16 protein-coding genes, 3 tRNA genes and 2 pseudogenes are annotated in these 18,265 nt (G+C 23.5%); 14 read left to right on the top strand and 7 right to left on the bottom strand.

All coding sequences use genetic code 11. The features are described from left to right. Nucleotides 1-348 precede the first annotated feature (348 nt). From crr to cysK, 4 genes are all read right to left on the bottom strand, one after another. Nucleotides 349-852 (bottom strand): PTS glucose transporter subunit IIA, encoded by a 504-nt coding sequence (gene crr, locus LDP10_RS01010; protein WP_265196887.1) that lies wholly within the window; start codon nucleotides 850-852, stop codon nucleotides 349-351. A gap of 37 nt (nucleotides 853-889) precedes the next feature. Next, nucleotides 890-2,617 (bottom strand): phosphoenolpyruvate-protein phosphotransferase PtsI, encoded by a 1,728-nt coding sequence (gene ptsI, locus LDP10_RS01005; RefSeq protein WP_265196886.1) that lies wholly within the window; start codon nucleotides 2,615-2,617, stop codon nucleotides 890-892. Nucleotides 2,618-2,764: 147 nt separating this feature from the next. Then, on the bottom strand, nucleotides 2,765-3,022 hold the full coding sequence (locus LDP10_RS01000; protein ID WP_265196885.1) for an HPr family phosphocarrier protein: 258 nt from the start codon (nucleotides 3,020-3,022) through the stop codon (nucleotides 2,765-2,767). Nucleotides 3,023-3,205: 183 nt separating this feature from the next. Next, nucleotides 3,206-4,153, bottom strand: coding sequence for a cysteine synthase A (gene cysK, locus LDP10_RS00995; protein ID WP_265196884.1), 948 nt, complete (start codon nucleotides 4,151-4,153; stop codon nucleotides 3,206-3,208). Between the two features lie 747 nt (nucleotides 4,154-4,900). Here cysK and ligA point away from each other — a divergent pair. Then, nucleotides 4,901-6,910, top strand: coding sequence for an NAD-dependent DNA ligase LigA (gene ligA / locus LDP10_RS00990; RefSeq protein WP_265196883.1), 2,010 nt, complete (start codon nucleotides 4,901-4,903; stop codon nucleotides 6,908-6,910). A gap of 54 nt (nucleotides 6,911-6,964) precedes the next feature. Here ligA and LDP10_RS00985 read toward each other — a convergent pair. Together LDP10_RS00985 and LDP10_RS00980 are read right to left on the bottom strand one after the other, a co-directional pair. Continuing rightward, nucleotides 6,965-7,037 (bottom strand) — tRNA-Lys (locus LDP10_RS00985). A 6-nt stretch (nucleotides 7,038-7,043) separates the two neighbouring features. After that, nucleotides 7,044-7,119, bottom strand: a tRNA-Val gene (locus LDP10_RS00980). A 226-nt stretch (nucleotides 7,120-7,345) separates the two neighbouring features. Here LDP10_RS00980 and gltX point away from each other — a divergent pair. Both gltX and LDP10_RS00970 read left to right on the top strand, forming a co-directional pair. Beyond that, the gene (gene gltX, locus LDP10_RS00975) at nucleotides 7,346-8,749 is read left to right on the top strand and encodes a glutamate--tRNA ligase (protein ID WP_265196882.1); all 1,404 of its coding nucleotides are present in this window, start codon (nucleotides 7,346-7,348) and stop codon (nucleotides 8,747-8,749) included. A gap of 115 nt (nucleotides 8,750-8,864) precedes the next feature. Continuing rightward, nucleotides 8,865-8,940: transfer RNA gene (locus LDP10_RS00970), tRNA-Ala, on the top strand. A gap of 94 nt (nucleotides 8,941-9,034) precedes the next feature. Here the strand turns inward: LDP10_RS00970 and fliE are convergent. Then, nucleotides 9,035-9,340 carry a flagellar hook-basal body complex protein FliE gene (gene fliE, locus LDP10_RS00965; RefSeq protein WP_265196881.1) on the bottom strand — a complete coding sequence of 102 codons (306 nt, stop codon included), beginning with the start codon at nucleotides 9,338-9,340 and terminating at the stop codon, nucleotides 9,035-9,037. A 233-nt stretch (nucleotides 9,341-9,573) separates the two neighbouring features. Here fliE and fliF point away from each other — a divergent pair, with 233 nt between their 5' ends. The 11 genes and pseudogenes from fliF to LDP10_RS00910 form a co-directional block, all read left to right on the top strand. After that, nucleotides 9,574-11,382: a flagellar basal-body MS-ring/collar protein FliF gene (gene fliF, locus LDP10_RS00960; RefSeq protein ID WP_265196880.1), complete on the top strand. Its 1,809-nt coding sequence runs from the start codon at nucleotides 9,574-9,576 to the stop codon at nucleotides 11,380-11,382. Then, nucleotides 11,379-12,365, top strand: a complete 987-nt coding sequence (locus LDP10_RS00955) for a FliG C-terminal domain-containing protein (RefSeq protein WP_265196879.1) — start codon at nucleotides 11,379-11,381, stop codon at nucleotides 12,363-12,365. Before fliF ends, LDP10_RS00955 begins: the two co-directional genes overlap by 4 nt. Then, complete coding sequence (locus LDP10_RS00950) at nucleotides 12,365-13,054, top strand: flagellar assembly protein FliH (protein WP_265196878.1); 690 nt, start codon at nucleotides 12,365-12,367, stop codon at nucleotides 13,052-13,054. The genes LDP10_RS00955 and LDP10_RS00950 overlap by 1 nt, the downstream gene beginning before the upstream one ends. Next, nucleotides 13,054-14,430 (top strand): FliI/YscN family ATPase, encoded by a 1,377-nt coding sequence (locus LDP10_RS00945; protein WP_265196877.1) that lies wholly within the window; start codon nucleotides 13,054-13,056, stop codon nucleotides 14,428-14,430. The genes LDP10_RS00950 and LDP10_RS00945 overlap by 1 nt, the downstream gene beginning before the upstream one ends. Before the next feature lie 125 nt (nucleotides 14,431-14,555). After that, nucleotides 14,556-14,906 (top strand): annotated as a pseudogene (locus tag LDP10_RS00940) (flagellar FliJ family protein); the annotation flags it as partial. 75 nt (nucleotides 14,907-14,981) lie between these two features. Continuing rightward, entirely contained in the window at nucleotides 14,982-15,329 is a 348-nt protein-coding gene (locus LDP10_RS00935; RefSeq protein ID WP_265196876.1) for a hypothetical protein, read from the top strand. A 367-nt stretch (nucleotides 15,330-15,696) separates the two neighbouring features. Next, nucleotides 15,697-16,137, top strand: coding sequence for a hypothetical protein (locus LDP10_RS00930; protein ID WP_265196875.1), 441 nt, complete (start codon nucleotides 15,697-15,699; stop codon nucleotides 16,135-16,137). An 87-nt stretch (nucleotides 16,138-16,224) separates the two neighbouring features. After that, nucleotides 16,225-17,217, top strand: coding sequence for a FliM/FliN family flagellar motor switch protein (locus LDP10_RS00925; protein ID WP_265196874.1), 993 nt, complete (start codon nucleotides 16,225-16,227; stop codon nucleotides 17,215-17,217). Nucleotides 17,218-17,231: 14 nt separating this feature from the next. Next, nucleotides 17,232-17,633, top strand: coding sequence for a flagellar motor switch protein FliN (fliN, locus tag LDP10_RS00920; protein WP_265196873.1), 402 nt, complete (start codon nucleotides 17,232-17,234; stop codon nucleotides 17,631-17,633). A 20-nt stretch (nucleotides 17,634-17,653) separates the two neighbouring features. Then, nucleotides 17,654-17,995 carry a flagellar biosynthetic protein FliO gene (gene fliO / locus LDP10_RS00915; RefSeq protein ID WP_265196872.1) on the top strand — a complete coding sequence of 114 codons (342 nt, stop codon included), beginning with the start codon at nucleotides 17,654-17,656 and terminating at the stop codon, nucleotides 17,993-17,995. After that, nucleotides 17,989-18,265: pseudogene (locus LDP10_RS00910) on the top strand (flagellar biosynthetic protein flip); the annotation flags it as partial. The gene fliO and the pseudogene LDP10_RS00910, both read left to right, overlap by 7 nt.

Raw genomic sequence — 18,265 nt, 5'->3', positions numbered from 1 at the left:
AATAAAGAATAAATATCGGTAATTTTAATAATAAAAAATTTTTAATATCATTAGTATTTTTGTTTTTGTTTTTTAGAGTTATTTATATAAAATGAATAGTTATGATTTTTATTAATCTAAATCAAGTATATATCATAAATAGTAAAAATAGGTAAAAATTCGGTAATAAATATGTTAAATGATATTAAAGATAATTTTTATTAATAAAATTAACGCATATTATTGTTGATTCTTTATAAGGAATATGAGATAAATTTTTATTAAAAAATATAAATTTAAATGGAAAAATCATTAAATATAATTTAACAGTTAAAACGGTATTTTTCATACCGTTTTAACTAATATAAATTATATTGTTATACTCATAATTGTTGTTTTTCCTGCAATAGCATTACCGGAATATTTTTTTATTGATTTTATTCTTTCCATATTAGATATTACAACAGGTGTGATGATAGATTTAGAGTTTAATTTTAAAAATGGTAAATCTAAAAAAATGATTTTGTCTCCTACTTTAACAATGGTTGATTCTTGAATAAATTTTTTGAATCCTTTCCCTTGAAGATTAACAGTATCTATACCAAAATGAACAAATAATTCAATGCCTTCTTTAGATTGAATAGAAAAAGCATGCATGGTTTTAAATATTGTTCCTATAGTGCCATTTATTGGAGCAACAATTTCATTACCTGTAGGTTCGATTGCTATTCCATCTCCAACAATTTTTTGAGAAAAAACCGCATCAGGTACATTTTTAATATCGATAATTTTTCCTGATATTGGTGATTTTATTTCAATGACTTGATTAAAATCATCTTTTTTTTTCTCAAAAAAATTTGAAAATAGTCCCATTAATTTCTCCTAATACTTTTTTAGATAAAATAGTTTTTTAATAAAAATTTTTATTATTATTAAATTTGTTTATTACATCAATTAATTCCCGAGCTGTAGCTTGATTTAAAGCTTCTTTTGCTAATTTTTGTGCTTCTTTGAAATTTACTCTTCTTATTATTCTTTTTATATTAGGAATATTTGGAGAACTCATACTTAATTTATCAATTCCCATTCCTAATAGTAATGTTGTAGCACGTTGATCTCCTGCTAATTCACCACATATACTTGTCCATTTTCCTTCGATATGAGAAGCATTAATTACCATTTGAATCAAATTTAGTACAGATGGACTCATTGGATTGTAAAGCTTAGATACGCATTTATTGCCACGATCAACAGCTAAAGTGTATTGGGTTAAATCGTTGGTTCCTATGCTAAAGAAATCCACTTCTTTTATTAAGTGATGACATATAATTGCAGAAGCTGGTGTTTCTATCATAATTCCAATTTCTATTTTTTTATCAAATTTTATTTTTTTTTCAGATAATTGTGATTTTAATTTTTTTAATTCATGTTTGAGAATTCTTACTTCCTCTACTGAAATAATCATTGGAAACATAATTTTTAAATTACCAAAAACCGAAGCTCTGAGAATAGCTTTTAATTGATCATGTAAGATATCTTTTCTATCTATAGAAATACGGATAGCTCTCCAACCTAAAAAAGGATTTTCTTCTTTAGGGAAATTCATATACGGAAGATTTTTATCTCCTCCAATATCCATTGTTCTGATAATTACGGAACCACCATTCATTTTTTCGGCTATTTTTTTGTATGTTTGAAATTGTTCTTCTTCAGATGGTAAATTTGCACGTTTCATAAATAAAAATTCAGTACGATATAATCCTATAGATTTTGCTCCATTTTTTTTTGCATTAGGAATATCGTTAATATTCCCAATGTTAGCTCCGAGTTCTATTTGATGTCGATCCAAAGTAATGGCTGGTAACTTTTTTAATGAAATTAATTTTTCTTTTTTACTTATGTATTTTTCTTTTAATATTTTTATTTTATTTATTTGATCTTTGTCAGGATTAATAAAAATTATATTGTTGATGGCATCAATGATAAGAAAATCACCATTTTTAACTTTTTTTGTGATATTACCAGTTCCTACAATAGCGGGAATTTCTAATGATCTAGCGATAATTGATGTATGAGATATCTGACTTCCTAAATCAGTGATAAATCCTAATATTTTTTCACAATTAAGTTGAGCTGTTTCTGAAGGTGTCAAATCTTTGGATACAAGTATCACTTGATTTTTTATATTTTTTAAATCAATGACATTTAATTTAAGAATATTACGTAATAATCTATTCCCTATATCTTTAATGTCTATTGCCCGATTTTTTAAATATTCGTCTTCTAATTTTTCTAGTGAGTTTATGTGTTTTTGAATGACAATATCAGTTGCATAATCTGCAGAAATAAATTTTTCTTGAATTAGAGAAATAATTTCTTTTTCTAACTCTTCATCTTCTAGCAGCATAATATAACCTTCAAAAATTTCTTCTTTTTCTTTTTCGAAAGATAAAATTGCTTGTTTTTTAATTTCTTTTAATTGTAATAATGTTTTTTTTCTGCCTTCAAAAAATTTTTTTATTTCTTCATTGATTTTTTTATGAGAAATTTTCTTCTGATTGAGAATAATATTTTCTTCTTTTAATAATATAGCTTTCCCAAAAGCAATACCTGGTGATGCTAAAATACCTGAAATCATAATGTTACCTTTAGATGTAAAATAGCGAATTAAATTTAAGAATATTATTATCAGGAGACATTAACTGGAGTTTAAATATTCCGGAAGTATAGGAATATTACTTCCGGTAATTTTTTATGATAATATAAATGTAGTTTAATTTAATAATTATTTTAATTCTGATATAACATTTTCTAAATGTATAATTGCTTTTTTTTCATCTTCACCTTTTGCAGATAAAGTAATTATACTGCCTTGGATTAATCCTAAAGATTGTAGTTTAAATAAACTTTTAGCACTGGCATTTTTACCTTTACAAGTTACAGTAATATCAGATATAAATTTTTTTGCTTCTTTAACAAATTGAGCAGCTGGACGAGTATGTAATCCGTTTTTTGCTGTTATTGTAATGTTTTTTTGCAACATAAATTGCCCTTAATTTTATTTTATGATCAATTTACTTGTTAAATAATTTTATTAAATAAATTTATTTAAATGTTATTAACATTTTTTATTTAAAAGTTAAAATTAATATGATTTTAAGAATAAGAATGATTATAAAAAATGAAATTATTATAGTTTTTTATAAAATAGTATAATGTTTATATTTTATATTTCAGCAAATAAATCAGTGCTTAGATATCTTTCTCCAGAAGAAGGAAGAATGACAACAATATTTTTATTTTTAAATATATCTTCTTTTTGTATTTTTATAGCTGCAGAAAGAGCTGCTCCTGAAGAAATTCCGGCTAAGATACCTTCTTTTTGCATTAGCATACGTGATGCTAAAATTGATTCTTGATACGATACAGTGATAACTTTATCTATTAAATTTAAATCTAAATTTTTAGGAATGAATCCGGCTCCAATGCCTTGTATTTTGTGAGTTCCAGGTTTTATTTTTTTCCCGGAAAGAAATTGTGAGATTACTGGTGATTGATCTGGTTCAACTGCTACAGAAATAAAGTTTTTTCTTTTTTTGGTTTTTTTGATATACCGACTAATTCCTGTAATTGTTCCGCCAGTTCCAACTCCTGATATTAATACGTCTATTTCACCATCCGTATCATTCCAAATTTCAGGACCAGTCGTTTTTTCATGTATTTCTGGATTAGCTGGATTATTAAATTGTTGTAAAAGAACATATTTTCCTGGATGTAAAATGTCCATTTCTTTTGCTTTTAAAACAGCTCCTTTCATGCCTTTTTTCCCATCTGTTAAAATTAATTGGGCTCCTAATGCTTTAAGTAATTTTTTACGTTCTAAAGACATAGTTTCCGGCATTGTTAAAGTAATTTTATAATTGTGAGAAGCAGCAATATATGCTAAAGATATTCCGGTATTACCACTAGTTGCTTCCAATATTTCTTTTTTTTTATTTAATATACCTGTTTTTTCTGCATTCCATATCATATTGGCACTTATCCGGCATTTTACGCTAAAACCTGGATTTTGAGATTCAACTTTTACTATAATATAACCATGACCTATTTTTTTTAATCTGATCAATGGTGTATTACCAATTGTATAAGATTGATCTGAATATATTTTTTTCATAGATATTCCAATATTGTATTATATAATATTATTTTTTTTATGCTGAAATATGATTGTATTAGTCAATAGTTGACTTAAAATTTTATATAGACAATATGTTTTTAATGGTTAATGAATATTTTTTAAAATTTATAATAATTCAACTAAATTATCGTTATTAATAAATAAAATTTATATAATATTGGTTATGTAATAATTTATTGATTAAAACTATTTTTAAAGTTTTATAAGAATAAATTTAATTAAATAAAATTTTTCTTTAACGATTAAAAAGATATAAAAAATAATGAATATTTTATTTTATATTTTTAATTATTAAATAATAAAATTTTTAAAATTGCGTTTTTATTTTTTTAATTTAATTAAAAAAATAACATATAAAACTAACAATTATTTTTTAATATTTTAAATAAACAATAAAAATATAAACTATTTTATAATTTAAGTATAGTTTAATATCAAAACAAATATTTTTTGTTAGTTAATTATATTTAGTGAAGCAATAAAATGATCCATAATAAGTTATTATTATTTAATAATAGATATTATTAAATAATAAACGTGATATTATTAATAAATAATATAATTGATATTATCAATTTCTATTAATCAAAAATGTATTAAAAATAAAACGTAATTATTTTTCGTAAAAATCAAATTTTAATATTTTATTAAATATATTACATATTTAATTTTTTTGTTTTTTATAAGTTTTATTTGTAATATTTTTTTATAAAATGGTGTTTTATGAAATCTTATAAAAATAAAGTTTTTAAATTAAGACAAAAAATTTTTTATCATAATTATTTGTATCATACATTGTATGCTCCTATGATTTCTGATGAAAAATATGATTGTTTAATAAGGGAATTACAAGTATTGGAGGAAAAATATAATTTATCAGTGAATACTAATTCTCCTACGCAAAAAATAGGAGCTACTATTCAGAGGAGTTGTAAGTTATTTTCCCATTTAACGCCTATGTTATCTTTAGATAATACTTTTAATATAAATGATTATTTAAAATTTGAAAAAAAAATTAAAAATATTTTAAATATTAAAGATCCAATAGAAATATGTTGTGAACTTAAAATAGACGGTTTAGCGTTAAATTTAATATATAAAGAGGGAAAATTAATTAACGCAGTTACGCGTGGAGATGGTCAATTTGGAGAAGATGTTACTAACAATGCTATAAGAATGAATACAATTCCATTAGTTTTAAAAGGTAAAAATATTCCGTATTTAATGGAAATTAGAGGCGAAGTGTTTATTAAAAATAGTGATTTTTTATCATTCAATCAAGAATTTGGCGTTAAGAAAGAAAAGCTTTTTTCGAATCCGAGGAATGTTGCGGCTGGATCATTGCGTCATAATAGATCTAGTACGATTATTAAAAGGAAATTAATGTTTTATGCATATGGATACAATGTAATTAAGGGTAAAGATGAGGTTAATAATCATTATGGTAAATTACAAATTTTAAAAAAATGGGGATTATTTATTGATAACCATACCGTATTATGCACTAATGTAAAAGAAGTAAGCTTATTCTATTATAAGATAGAAAAAAAACGTTCATTGTTAGATTTTAATATAGATGGTATTGTTTTAAAAATAAATAGTGTTAAATTTCAGAAAATATTAGGTGATTCTAATAGATTTCCTATTTGGGCTATTGCTGTTAAGTTCAAATCTTTTGAAAAGATTACAAAGGTTTTACATGTAGATTTTCAGATAGGAAGAACGGGTATTGTTACTCCCGTTGCTCGTGTGAAACCTGTTGAAATATCTGGAGTTATAATATCTAACGTTTCATTGCATAGTAAAAATAAAATAGATAAAATAGGATTATCTGTGGGTGACGATGTGACAGTATGTCGATCCGGAGATGTTATACCAAAAATTATCAACGTAGTGAAATTAAATGCTGATACAAAAAGAAATAATATTACTTTTCCTAAAAATTGTCCAATATGTATGTATAAAATAATACAAAAAAAGAAAGATGGTCATTTTTATTGTAGTGGAGGTTTTAATTGTATAGGGCAACGTAAAAAAGCATTTTATCATTTTTTTTCAAAAAAAGCATTAAATGTGCAAGGATTAGGGTATAAATTAATTGATTTATTGGTAGATAATGATTATGTGAAGAATCCTGTCGATTTTTTTCAATTAAAAATTAATGAATTGATAAAGTTAGATCGAATAGGTGTGAAATCTGCTAAAAATATTTTACGATCATTAAATAAATCACGATCTGTAGTGTTAAGTAAAGTTATTTATGCTTTTGGCATTTATGGAATAGGTTTAACAACGGCTATGTTACTTTCTTATTATTTTAAATATTTAAAAAAATTAATTTATGTTAATCAATCAGATTTACTTAAAATAAAAGGATTAGGACCTACAGTTTCTAAAAATGTTTATGATTTTTTTCATGATAATAAAAAAATAAACTTTCTAAGTGCTTTAGAAAAAGAATTAGATATTTATCCTGATGGTGATCATAAATTTAATATAGTAAATAATGATATTTTTTTATCTAATAAAACAATTGTTATTACTGGATTTTTTAATGAACTTTCTAGAGAAAAATTAATTAAAAGAATAGAATATTTGGGGGGGCGAGTAGTAAATTCTATTTCTAAAAAAGTAAATTTAATAATTGTAGGTAAGAATCCTGGTTTAAAATTAAATCGGGCTAAAGATATGAGAATAGAAGAAATTTATAATATTGATTTTTTATTGCATTAATTGTGGTATAAAGTTCATAAATAAAATTTATTTTTAAATATTAATATTTTAATTTGGGTCGTGCAGGATTTGAACCTGCGACCAATTGATTAAAAGTCAACTGCTCTACCAACTGAGCTAACGACCCTTATACTGGTGGGTGATGACGGACTCGAACCGCCGACTGCCTCCGTGTAAAGGAGGAACTCTACCAACTGAGTTAATCACCCTAAAGAATTATTTTGATATTTATAGCTTCTATTTTAAAGATCAATCGGAAGCAGTCAACCTTTTTTTTTAATAAAATAGCTATTTGTTTTATTTTTAATCATAATGTTTTTTTTTTGATCTAAATTTTATTCTTATTGTAAGAATAAATCAAATTATTTTAATAATATTTAATAGATAAGTTTAAGATTGGCTCTTTGATATTAAAATAATTTTTAGAGGTAACAGATGATAATCAAGACTCGTTTTGCTCCAAGTCCTACAGGAAATTTACATATAGGGAGTGTACGTACGGCTTTATATTCATGGTTGTTTGCCAAACATAATAAAGGTGTTTTTGTTTTACGTTTTGAAGATACTGATTGTGAACGTTCTACGGAATTATCTGTAAAAAGAATTATAAAGGGATTAAAGTGGTTAGGATTAACATGGGATGAAGGACCGTATTTTCAGACTCAAAGATTAAAACGTTACATAAATATTATCGATTCTATGATTCTTTCAGGAGAGGCTTACAAATGTTATTGTTCTACGATTAGATTGGAAGAGTTAAGAAAAAATCAAATTTTAAAAGGAGAAAAACCGCGATATGATGGTAAATGTCGTGATATTAAAATAGATTTGTATGATAGTAAACCTTATGTAGTAAGATTTCGTAATCCTAAAACAGGGAAAGTAATTTTCCATGATGAAATAAGGGGGAAAATTGTTTTTGAAAATAAAGAGTTAGACGATTTAATTATTTTACGCAGTAATGGGATTCCTACATATAATTTTTGTGTTGTAATAGATGATAGAGACATGGGAATTACTCATGTTATCAGGGGAGAAGATCACATTAACAATACTCCTCGTCAGATCAACATTTTAAAATCATTGGGTGCAAATATTCCTATTTACGCGCATGTGTCAATGGTTACTGAAAATAGCGGGGAAAAAATTTCTAAAAGGAATAATGTTATTGATGTGATGGAATATCATCAGCAAGGATATTTACCTAATGCTATTTTAAATTACATACTAAGATTAGGTTGGTCTTATGGCAATCAAGAAGTTTTTAGTTTAGATGAAATGAAAAAATTATTTAATTTAAAAGGATTAAGTAAGTCATCAAGTTGTTTTAATATAAAAAAATTGATATGGCTTAACCATTATTATATTAATAATTTATCTGTAGATTATATAGGAAAATGTCTTGAATATTATTTTCAAGCAGAAAATATAGATATTTCAGAAGGTCCTATTTTAACTGAAATAATCAAAATAACAGCTCACAGATGTAATACTTTAAGAGAAATGGTACAATTATCTCGATTTTTTTATCAAGAATTTGAGTATTTGAGTAATGATGTAACAAAAAAATATTTAAATATCAATAATATAATTATTTTACAGGAAATTGGTAAAATGATTGCTGATCTTTCAATGTGGAGTGAACGTAATTTATTTCAATTAATAAAATTGTTATCTATAAAATTAAATATTACTTTATCCGAAGTTGCTATGCCTGTTCGTTTTGCAATTACTGGTTCAGAAATTTCTCCAAGTATTGATATTACAATGTATCTTATAGGTAAAAATCGTTTATTATCACGTATAGGTAAAGCTATCAATTATATTAATGAAAATTAAATGATAAAATTAGTTAAAAATTCGGTATTTAATTGATATCATTTTAATTATTTTAAAGTTATACTTTGTTTATTAATGAATATATGTATTTATTTGATAAATAAAGTATGTTTTTGGGGTCATAGCTCAATTGGGAGAGTATTTGCATGGCATGCAAAAGGATGGCGGTTCGATTCCGCTTGACTCCACCAGTAAATTTTTATTTTTTATATCGATATTTTTTATGGTTATTTTTTGAAATATAAAATATACGTGCTGGAATTTTTCCAGCACTATGTGGTAAATTTAGACTTGCATATTCATAATTTCTTGATAACTGGATACTATTTTATTTCTAATTTGAACAGCTAAATGCATAGAAATAGCAGATTTTTGTAAGTCTATTACTACATCACTTAAAGAAACTCCATTTTTTTCTAATATTAAATTTTTGGAGTTTTCTTTTGCATTTTTTTGGATTAAATCTATTTTATTTAATGTATTTTTAATTAAATAAGAAAAATTATTGGATAATAATTTGTTCTTTTTTTCTACAGAAGTTAATATATTAAAATTTATTTTTTTAATATTATTAATGTTGTGAATGGACATTATACCTCTACATATTAGAAATAATATTATTTCTAATATCATAGCATAATTTTACTTTGATAATAAAAATATATTAAAACTGTAGATTTTTTATTCATCAAATTTTATTATATAAAATAAAAATAATAACAAGAAATTATTTATAATGAAATTATTTTACATAATCATATTAAATATTTTTGATTTATTTTGATTACTGTTAGTTTAGCAGAACTATCAGACAGGAAATTTTTATGAATTTTGAAAAAAACGTTAATACAAATAATAAATCAAAAGAAAAAAGAATATTTGATTATTTTTTTTGTAAATTAGGTATAACTTCTAAAATATTAATAATTTTTATAATATTAATAGTGATTTTTTTTTGTATAACCCCTATATGGGTTAAATCTGAAGAATATAGTGTATTATATGATCGATTATCTAATAGAGATAGAGGAGCTGTTGTCTCTCAATTAGTGACTCTGAATGTTCCTTATAGATTTAATGAAAATTCAGGTCTATTATTAGTACCTCATGATAAAGTGCAAGAAATTCGTTTTTATTTATCTGAACGTGGTTTACCTAAAGGATCCGGAATCGGATTTGAATTATTGGATAAAGAAAAATTTGGAATGAGCCAGTTTAATGAACAAGTGAATTACCAAAGAGCTTTAGAAGGAGAATTAGCAAGAACAATTGAAAGATTAGATTTAATTAAATCCGCCAGAGTACACATTGCGTTGCCTAAATCTTCTTTATTTGTACATGATAAAAAAGAACCAACAGCATCCATTATTTTAGATTTACAATCTGGACGATATTTGGAAAGAAGACAAATAAATGCCATTTTGCATTTTATTTCTAGTAGTGTATCTGGATTAACACCTAATCATGTTACTATTGTCGATCAATCCGGTAATTTATTAAATAATCTGGATTTTGTTGAAAATGAAGTAAGTGATATGAAGGTAAAATATAGTGAAGAATTAGAAAAACGTTATAAAAAGAGAATCGAAGATATTTTAGCTCCTGTTGTAGGATCAGAAAATATTCATGCCCAAGTAACTGCACAAATAGATTTTAATAATCAGGAAAAAACAGAAGAAAAATATAAACCTAATTTTGATAGTTCTAGTCAAGCTATTCGATCCCATCAAAGTACCCAAAATATAGATTATACTAGAAAAGATTCTGATATATTAATGTCAAACTCTCCTGTTCATATATTTCCTGATGTATCTAAAAGTAAAATTAATCATATTAGATCAGAAAAATTGTTAAATTCTAGTAAAACAAAAGATACGTATTTAACAAATAATAGCAACGGAAACAAAAATTTTTATTATCCTGAAAATGCCAAAAATTATCGGGATGATATTATTAATTATGAGTTAGATCACACTATTCTTCGAACTAAAGTGAATGTTGGAGAAATAAAACGGTTATCAACAGCTGTGGTAGTGAATTTTATAAAAAATAAGCAAGGAAAGTATATTCCATTGCCAATGGATTTAATGAAAAAAATTGATCATTTAACTCGTCAAGCTATCGGATATTCTAAAAAACGAGGAGACACGGTCAATGTTGTTAATTCTTTGTTTGTGAATAAATTAGATATTTCTAAAATATCCGATAAAATTAAATTTAATACGAATAAATGTAATTTAGTCGATAGAATCGATAAAAAAAATATACATGATTTAAATAAGAAAGAAAATGAAATTAAATTTAATTTAATATGGAAAAAGTTAACAGAATCGAATGTATTAATAACTTTTTATCCTTTTATCATTTTGTTTTTATGCAGTATTATTTTGTTAGAATTTATTTTTTTTAAAAAAAAAATAAATCAACTTAAATATTTACATGTTAACTTCTTAGATAAAAGAAAGCAAAAAGTAGAATCTAAAATTAATAAAGAAGATGAAAATTCTTTTTCAGAAAGCAATGATGTTAAGATCGTAAATAATGTAAAAAAAACCACCAGTAATTTGTCTAGAAATGAAGCACATATTATAGAAATGATTGTAAAAAAATGGATAAGTGATAAAAAATTATGAGTTTAAACGGTATTGAGAGAAGTTCAATTTTGTTAATGTCAATAGATGTTGATTCAGCTGTGGAAGTATTAAAAAAATTAACAATTTTAGAATCACGAAAGATTTTGAAATGTATGGTAAATATCAATAATATATCTTCTATAGAAGTAAATAAAGTGTTACAAGAATGTATAGATTTTATTCATCCTAATAATTATTTCAGTTACGTTTATGGTGACTATTTATTTTCAATTTTAAAAAAAACGTTAGGTGAAAAAGAAGCAGCTGTTTTTTTAGAAGAAAATATTAGTATAAAAAATATGGATTATGTTTTTAAAAAATTAAATAATATAAATTCTAAACAGTTATTTAATTTAATTCAATATGAACATGTTCAAATTATTACTGCGATATTAGTATATATAAAAGATAAAAAAGCAGCTGAAATTCTTGATTTATTTAACGAAAAGCAACGTTCTCAAATTTTACTGCGTATTGCTACGTTTTCTAGTCTTAATAAATCCGGAGAAAAAGAATTAGTAAAAATAGTTACTGATATACTTAGCCGTTACGAAAGCATGATAAATAACCAGAGATCTTTGAAAAAAGTAGCGAATATTTTAACTTTAATGAAAAATCATGAAAAAAAAACAATTATTCATGATTTATCTAATTTTAATACAGATATAACAAAAAAAATTTTAAATGAGATTTTTTCATTTAAAAATTTAATTAATATGCAAGACAAATATATTTGTCATTTAGTAAACCATGTAGATTTAGATACTATATGTATTGGATTATCTCATACCGATGATTTATTAAAAGATAAATTCATAAGAAATATGTCAGAACAAGACGCAGATTATTTACGAGAGAAATTATCTAAGAAACATACTCTATTAACGTCTGATATTACTAATGCTCAAAAATTGTTACTTAAAACCATGCGATCTTTTTTAGAAAAAGAGGAAATAACCATTGAAGAAGATAAGGTAGAATAATGTCAGATATAATATCAAATAAAATATGGGAAAAATGGTATCCAGAAGAATTAGTTTCATTACAATTTTTAAAAAAAAGTTCCTGTATTATACATAAAGATAAATTATCGAAGATAAATTTAATTAAATGTGTTGATACCAATACAAAAAAGGAATTTTATGATAAAAAAGAGTCTAAAATATTTGAAAAAAGTGATCAAAAAAAAAATATTAAAGAAGAAGATTATAAAATTGGAATAGAAAAAAAATTGTTAGAACTTAAAAAACGAAGACAAATTGTCCAAAAAAAAATTGATATGTTTCTTTCAGAATTTCAATTAGAGTTAGAAAATTTAGATAAAATTATTCCTACTCATTTAGTTAATTTGGCTTTAAAGATAGTTGCAAAGATGGTGGGTGATACTCCTTTGATAAAAACTTCTTTTATTTTAAATAAAATTAAAGAAGTAATTCAGAAAGAATCTATTCTTTTTTATAAACCTAAATTGATTATTCATCCTGATGATTTAGACATGATAACAAAAAATTTTGGTAAAATTTTTAATATGCATGGTTGGAGCATATTATGTGATCATGGCATACGTTTAGGTGGTTGTAAAATAGAGTCAGATAATGGTAATTTGGATGTTACTATTTCTACTTTTTGGCGAGAATTATGTCGACTTTCTTTTTTTGACGAGCATTATTAATGAATTTACGATTAAAAAAATGGTTGAAAAGAATAACTATTTTTGAAAAAAAACTTGATAATCTTCCTGTTGGTTTTAATTATGGATATCTAACAGGAATTAATGGTATTGTCTTGGAAGTAACAGGTTTGAAGTTACCCATTGGATCTCTATGTTTTATAGAAAATTTTTTTGATGAAGATAGGAATGAAATAGAATGTGAAGTAATTGGTTTTAAAGAAAAGAAATTATTATTAATGCCTGTTGAAGAAGCAATAGGGATTCAATCGAATGCGCGCGTTTTTTCTAAATTAATAAATAATAAGATGGTTAATTTTACTCCTTTTTTACCAGTAGGTCTTGAATTATTAGGAAGAGTGATAGATAGTTTAGGACGTCCATTAGATGGATTTGATAGGTTAAAAGTCAAAGATTTTTTATCTTTAACTTTTGATAAAATAAATCCTTTAGATCGTTTCCCTATTACCGATGTATTAGATACAGGAGTACGGTCTATTAATTCTTTATTAACTATTGGTAGAGGACAAAGAATAGGTTTATTTTCTAGTTCAGGATTAGGGAAAAGTGTATTACTAGGAATGATAGCTAGATATACTAAAGTTGACATTATTGTCATAGCATTGATAGGAGAACGGAGTCGAGAAGTAAAAGATTTTATAAATAATGTTCTTGGATCGGAAGGTTTATCTCGTTCTATAGTTATTGCTGTTCCTGCAGATTGTTCTCCATTATTACAGATTAAAGGAGCTATCTATGCTACTCGTATTGCTGAATATTTTAGACATAATAAATATCATGTTTTATTAATTATGGATTCATTGACACGTTATGCAATGGCTCATCGAGAAATATCATTGTCAATGGGTGAGTTACCGGCCACTAGGGGTTATCCTCCTTCTGTTTTTTCTAAATTATCTACTTTAGTAGAAAGAGCAGGTAATGGTAAACATGGTTTTGGTTCTATTACGGCTTTTTATACAGTGTTAACTGAAATTAATTCAGATAATGATCCTGTAGCGGAGTCAGTACGATCATTTTTAGATGGACATATTGTTTTATCGAAAATTTATGCGGATTCTGGACATTATCCGGCTATCGATATCGAAAGCTCGATTAGTCGCTTGATGCCTAATCTAGTAAACAGTAATTACTATCTACAGGTTTGTTATTTTAAAAGATTGGTTTCTGTTTATCAACGTAACCAAGAATTAATTAATGTTGGTGCTTATGTCTCAGGGAACAATCTTATTCTTGATCAGGCTGTTAAAATTTGGTCTAAATTGGAAGTTTTTTTAAAACAAGATATTAAAGAATCTCATGATTATATTAGTTCTTGTGAATCTTTAAAAGAATTGTTGAGTAATATCAATTTTTAACATTTTATTTTTAGGAACATACATGATAAAAAAAAGATCTATGATTGCTATTTTAAAAATATTGGAAAAAAAAAAATTAAAAATACAGTCATTATGTTAAAGAAAATTATTCTAAAAAAAAAAAATCTATTGAACAATGTGATTTATTAAGAAAATATCGATATGATTATAATAATCAGTTAAATAATTATGTTAAAGTTGGTGTAACTGGAGTAAAATGGGAAAATTATATTAAATTTATTAAGATGTTAGAAATAGGTATAAAAGAGCAAAATAAAGAAATTACAGAGTACGATAATGATTTAAAAAATTGTTTTTCTAATTGGTGTTATGTAAATAGTAAATTGAAGGGATGGGAAATTTTAGATCTTAAAATAGTTTTGAAGGAATTAAAAAAAACAATAGAACTAGAAGAAATGAATATAGATGAACTTTATAAATTAAAATTTTTAAAAAATAGAGGTATAAAACTATAAATGTTACATATATTTAATTATTTTAAACATATTTCGGGTTGTGTTAATTTTAACTCATTGATATTAAATAGGATATTGAATCCTATTCAATATCGATATAAAAATAACTTTTTATTACGAAAAAATAGAAATGAAAATCAAATAAAAAAATATCAAGATTCCGATATATTTTTATTTGATTTTTCATTTTTTTTTCAATTAGATAAAAAAATTATTTTTCATACATCTCCATCTTTATTAAAAGATAATATTTTTTCTGATTTTAAAATAAAAGATAGAAATTTTTGTAATGATTATTACAAACAAAAAGTATTTACTAAATTGAATAATAAAAAGAATAAAAATAAATTAACAATTAATCAATCGATAAAAAGAAATAACATATTTTATTTTTTTAATCATAAAAAAAAAAATATTAAATAAAATTTTATTTTTTGATACGAACATTAATTTTTTAAAAGAAAAACCAGAAATTAAGAAAAAAACATTTTTATATTTAAATTCTAATTTAAGTAATTTTAAAAAAATTGTATCTTTAAGACATGTTATAGTTAAAAGATTTAAGAAATCTACAGATAATGTATTTTTATTAGAAAAAAAATATAAGGAAATTCCTTATTTTTTTGAAGAAAAAACCGCTTTTGTAAAGAAAAAGACGAATAAGAAATTTTTTTTTAAAATTTTTAATAAAAATAGTTATATAGATTTTACTAACAAATGTAATTTTTTTACTATTGATAAAAAGCCTGATTTAAGTTTCTTTTCCTATTTAAAATTAAATTTTTCTCATATGAATAAAATTTGGAAGAAGGTAATAAATTATGAAAAATTAAATAAAATTCATAATACAGAGTGCGTAGTAGATTTTAAGTTGAATCAAGAACATTTGGGTTTACTTTTTTTTAAATTAAAAATGAATTGTAGAGATAAAATTGCTAAATTTTTTATTTTTTCTAAAAATGATAAAATATGTACTTTTTTAAAATCATCTATTTCTCTTTTAAAAGAAATTTTTAAAAAAAATAGTATTAAATTATCAGAAGTTACTGTTAATAATAAACATTTTTCTCAATGTAAAAATTACAACAATAAAAAACAAAATTTTAATAATTTGGTTAAGATATCTGTTTTTCAAAAAGAAAATAAAAAATTAAATTCTATTTTATTATACAATAAAAATAATTTTCAAAATATTTTTTTGTCTTCTAACAAAATTGATATTTATGCTTAAAATTAATTTAAAAAATATTTTATTTTTTTTAAAATTAATAACATGAATATTTTAGTTTTTTAAAATAATTTATTTAATGAATAAAGGATGGAAATAAAAATTGACGCTATAAATAATACGAAAAATATAGTTAATAATTATCATAATATAAAAGATAATAAAAAAAATGTTTCAATAACAAAAAAAAAACAAATAAGAACATGTAATGTAAAAAATTATTATCATGTTATACAGAATGATATTAATTTACTGAAAAGAATAAATAATTTTTTTATAAATCAATTTTCTATAGATTTAGCTCACTATCTAAATATTAATAAAATTGATGTAAAATTATACGCGTGTAACATTGAAAATGATAAACCTAATATAAAACATGTAAAAAAAACGATGGTTTTAAATACAATTGATATTAAAGCATGTGAAGATTCTGCTTATATGATTTTTTATTTTGATTTTATATCCATGATAGTAGAAAATTTATTTGGAGGAAATACGTCGAGAGAAAACATAAATTATCATGATAAAACCATTACTGATACAGAATGTAAAATAATTAAAAATGTTACTAAAATAGCAATAAAAGCATATGAAGAATCTATTAAAAAATTTTTTCCAATTCAAATGAGTTTGTCTAAATATAAAGCGATTGTTAATGGAGAAAACACATTTCATTTTAAAAAAAATACATATTTTGTTACTACATTCCACATTTTAATTGGCAATTATAAGGGATCTTTTAATGTATTAATTCCTTTAATAAAAATAAAAAAATGTTTTTTATATACAAATATCACGAAGGAAAAAAAAGATTATAAAAATGTAGAAAAAGATAATATGATAAATAACATACATAATTTAAAATTAACGTTAACAGTGCAATTAAAAGATAGTGTCATTTCTTTATCAAACATTTTAAATTTACAATTAGGAGATATAATACCGATTCAGAAACCTGAGTTTGGTATTGTTTATGTCGATAATTTTCCTATTTTATCAGGCAAATACAAGATTGTAAATGGAAGGCATGCCTTATGCGTTGAAGATTTGGCAGGATTTGATATTAAATCAAAATTATAATAAGGTGCAGTATAATGGATACTATCAATAAATCATCAGAAGACAAATTATTTAAGAATCATGATGAAGATAATTCGAATTTTAAAGACGTTGAAAATGGTTTTACAAGTAATGGAAAAGAAAAAAAAGATGAAAATTTGATATTAAATCCTAAAGATAATACGGTATTATTAAAAGATATACAGCATATTGTTGATGTATCAGTTAATCTTTCTGTAAAATTAGGACAAGCTAAAATAAAAATAAAAGATTTACTTAATATATCAATAGGATCAGTACTTATATTAGATAAGTTAATAGGTGAATCTTTGGATATTTTTGTAAATGAATCTTTAATGGCTCAAGGGGAAATAGTAGTAGTAGAAAATAAGTATGGAATACGTATTATCAGTATTGTAAATTCTTCAAAAATATAAAATTTTAGAGTTCATAATTGATGGAAAATAATATTGTAAAACAAGTATCTCCGATACTTTCTAATGTTTTAATAGAACAGACATTATCTCAAGTTAGTTTGACGTTATTGCAGGTAATAGTGTTAATAGTTTTACTCAGTTGGATAATTAAAAAATTATTTTTAATAAGATCGTATAGAGTAAATTCATTTATTAAGATTATATCTAAGATGCCTATTGGATCAAATGAAAGTATTATAGTAATAGATGTTCAAGATAAAAGGTTAGTGTTAGGTGTAACTAAAAACAAAATTACTTATTTACATACTTTAACATATTTTAAACCAGTAATTTCAGAAAAAAAAAATCAGAAGCCATGTTAATTACATTACACTCAGAAAATTTTTTAAAATTAATTTTTAAAAACGTAATTTTTTATCACATAATTTTTATTTTATTTTTATTTTTTTTCTCTCCTATAGCATATGCAAATATATCGGATGGTATAAATGATAATTTATCTGACGGAGGGAAAAATTGGGTTTTTTCTGTACAAGTATTAGTATTGTTAACTTTTTTAACATTTATTCCTGCTATACTTTTAATGATGACTAGTTTTACTAGAATTATTATTGTTTTTGGTTTATTAAGAA

It is taken from the genome of Buchnera aphidicola (Pemphigus obesinymphae) (assembly GCF_026122815.1).
In the GTDB taxonomy this organism is placed as follows: Bacteria; Pseudomonadota; Gammaproteobacteria; order Enterobacterales; family Enterobacteriaceae; genus Buchnera_C; species Buchnera_C aphidicola_BJ.
This window is presented reverse-complemented; position numbering and strand designations above follow the sequence as displayed.

What these genes read in the sequence shown, in the direction of transcription:
- crr (WP_265196887.1), bottom strand. Translation starts at nt 852, where the DNA reads ATGGGACTATTTTCAAATTTTTTTGAGAAAAAAAAAGATGATTTTAAT.
- ptsI (WP_265196886.1), bottom strand. Translation starts at nt 2,617, where the DNA reads ATGATTTCAGGTATTTTAGCATCACCAGGTATTGCTTTTGGGAAAGCT.
- LDP10_RS01000 (WP_265196885.1), bottom strand. Translation starts at nt 3,022, where the DNA reads ATGTTGCAAAAAAACATTACAATAACAGCAAAAAACGGATTACATACT.
- cysK (WP_265196884.1), bottom strand. Translation starts at nt 4,153, where the DNA reads ATGAAAAAAATATATTCAGATCAATCTTATACAATTGGTAATACACCA.
- ligA (WP_265196883.1), top strand. Translation starts at nt 4,901, where the DNA reads ATGAAATCTTATAAAAATAAAGTTTTTAAATTAAGACAAAAAATTTTT.
- gltX (WP_265196882.1), top strand. Translation starts at nt 7,346, where the DNA reads ATGATAATCAAGACTCGTTTTGCTCCAAGTCCTACAGGAAATTTACAT.
- fliE (WP_265196881.1), bottom strand. Translation starts at nt 9,340, where the DNA reads ATGTCCATTCACAACATTAATAATATTAAAAAAATAAATTTTAATATA.
- fliF (WP_265196880.1), top strand. Translation starts at nt 9,574, where the DNA reads ATGAATTTTGAAAAAAACGTTAATACAAATAATAAATCAAAAGAAAAA.
- LDP10_RS00955 (WP_265196879.1), top strand. Translation starts at nt 11,379, where the DNA reads ATGAGTTTAAACGGTATTGAGAGAAGTTCAATTTTGTTAATGTCAATA.
- LDP10_RS00950 (WP_265196878.1), top strand. Translation starts at nt 12,365, where the DNA reads ATGTCAGATATAATATCAAATAAAATATGGGAAAAATGGTATCCAGAA.
- LDP10_RS00945 (WP_265196877.1), top strand. Translation starts at nt 13,054, where the DNA reads ATGAATTTACGATTAAAAAAATGGTTGAAAAGAATAACTATTTTTGAA.
- LDP10_RS00930 (WP_265196875.1), top strand. Translation starts at nt 15,697, where the DNA reads ATGAATAAAATTTGGAAGAAGGTAATAAATTATGAAAAATTAAATAAA.
- LDP10_RS00925 (WP_265196874.1), top strand. Translation starts at nt 16,225, where the DNA reads ATGGAAATAAAAATTGACGCTATAAATAATACGAAAAATATAGTTAAT.
- fliN (WP_265196873.1), top strand. Translation starts at nt 17,232, where the DNA reads ATGGATACTATCAATAAATCATCAGAAGACAAATTATTTAAGAATCAT.
- fliO (WP_265196872.1), top strand. Translation starts at nt 17,654, where the DNA reads ATGGAAAATAATATTGTAAAACAAGTATCTCCGATACTTTCTAATGTT.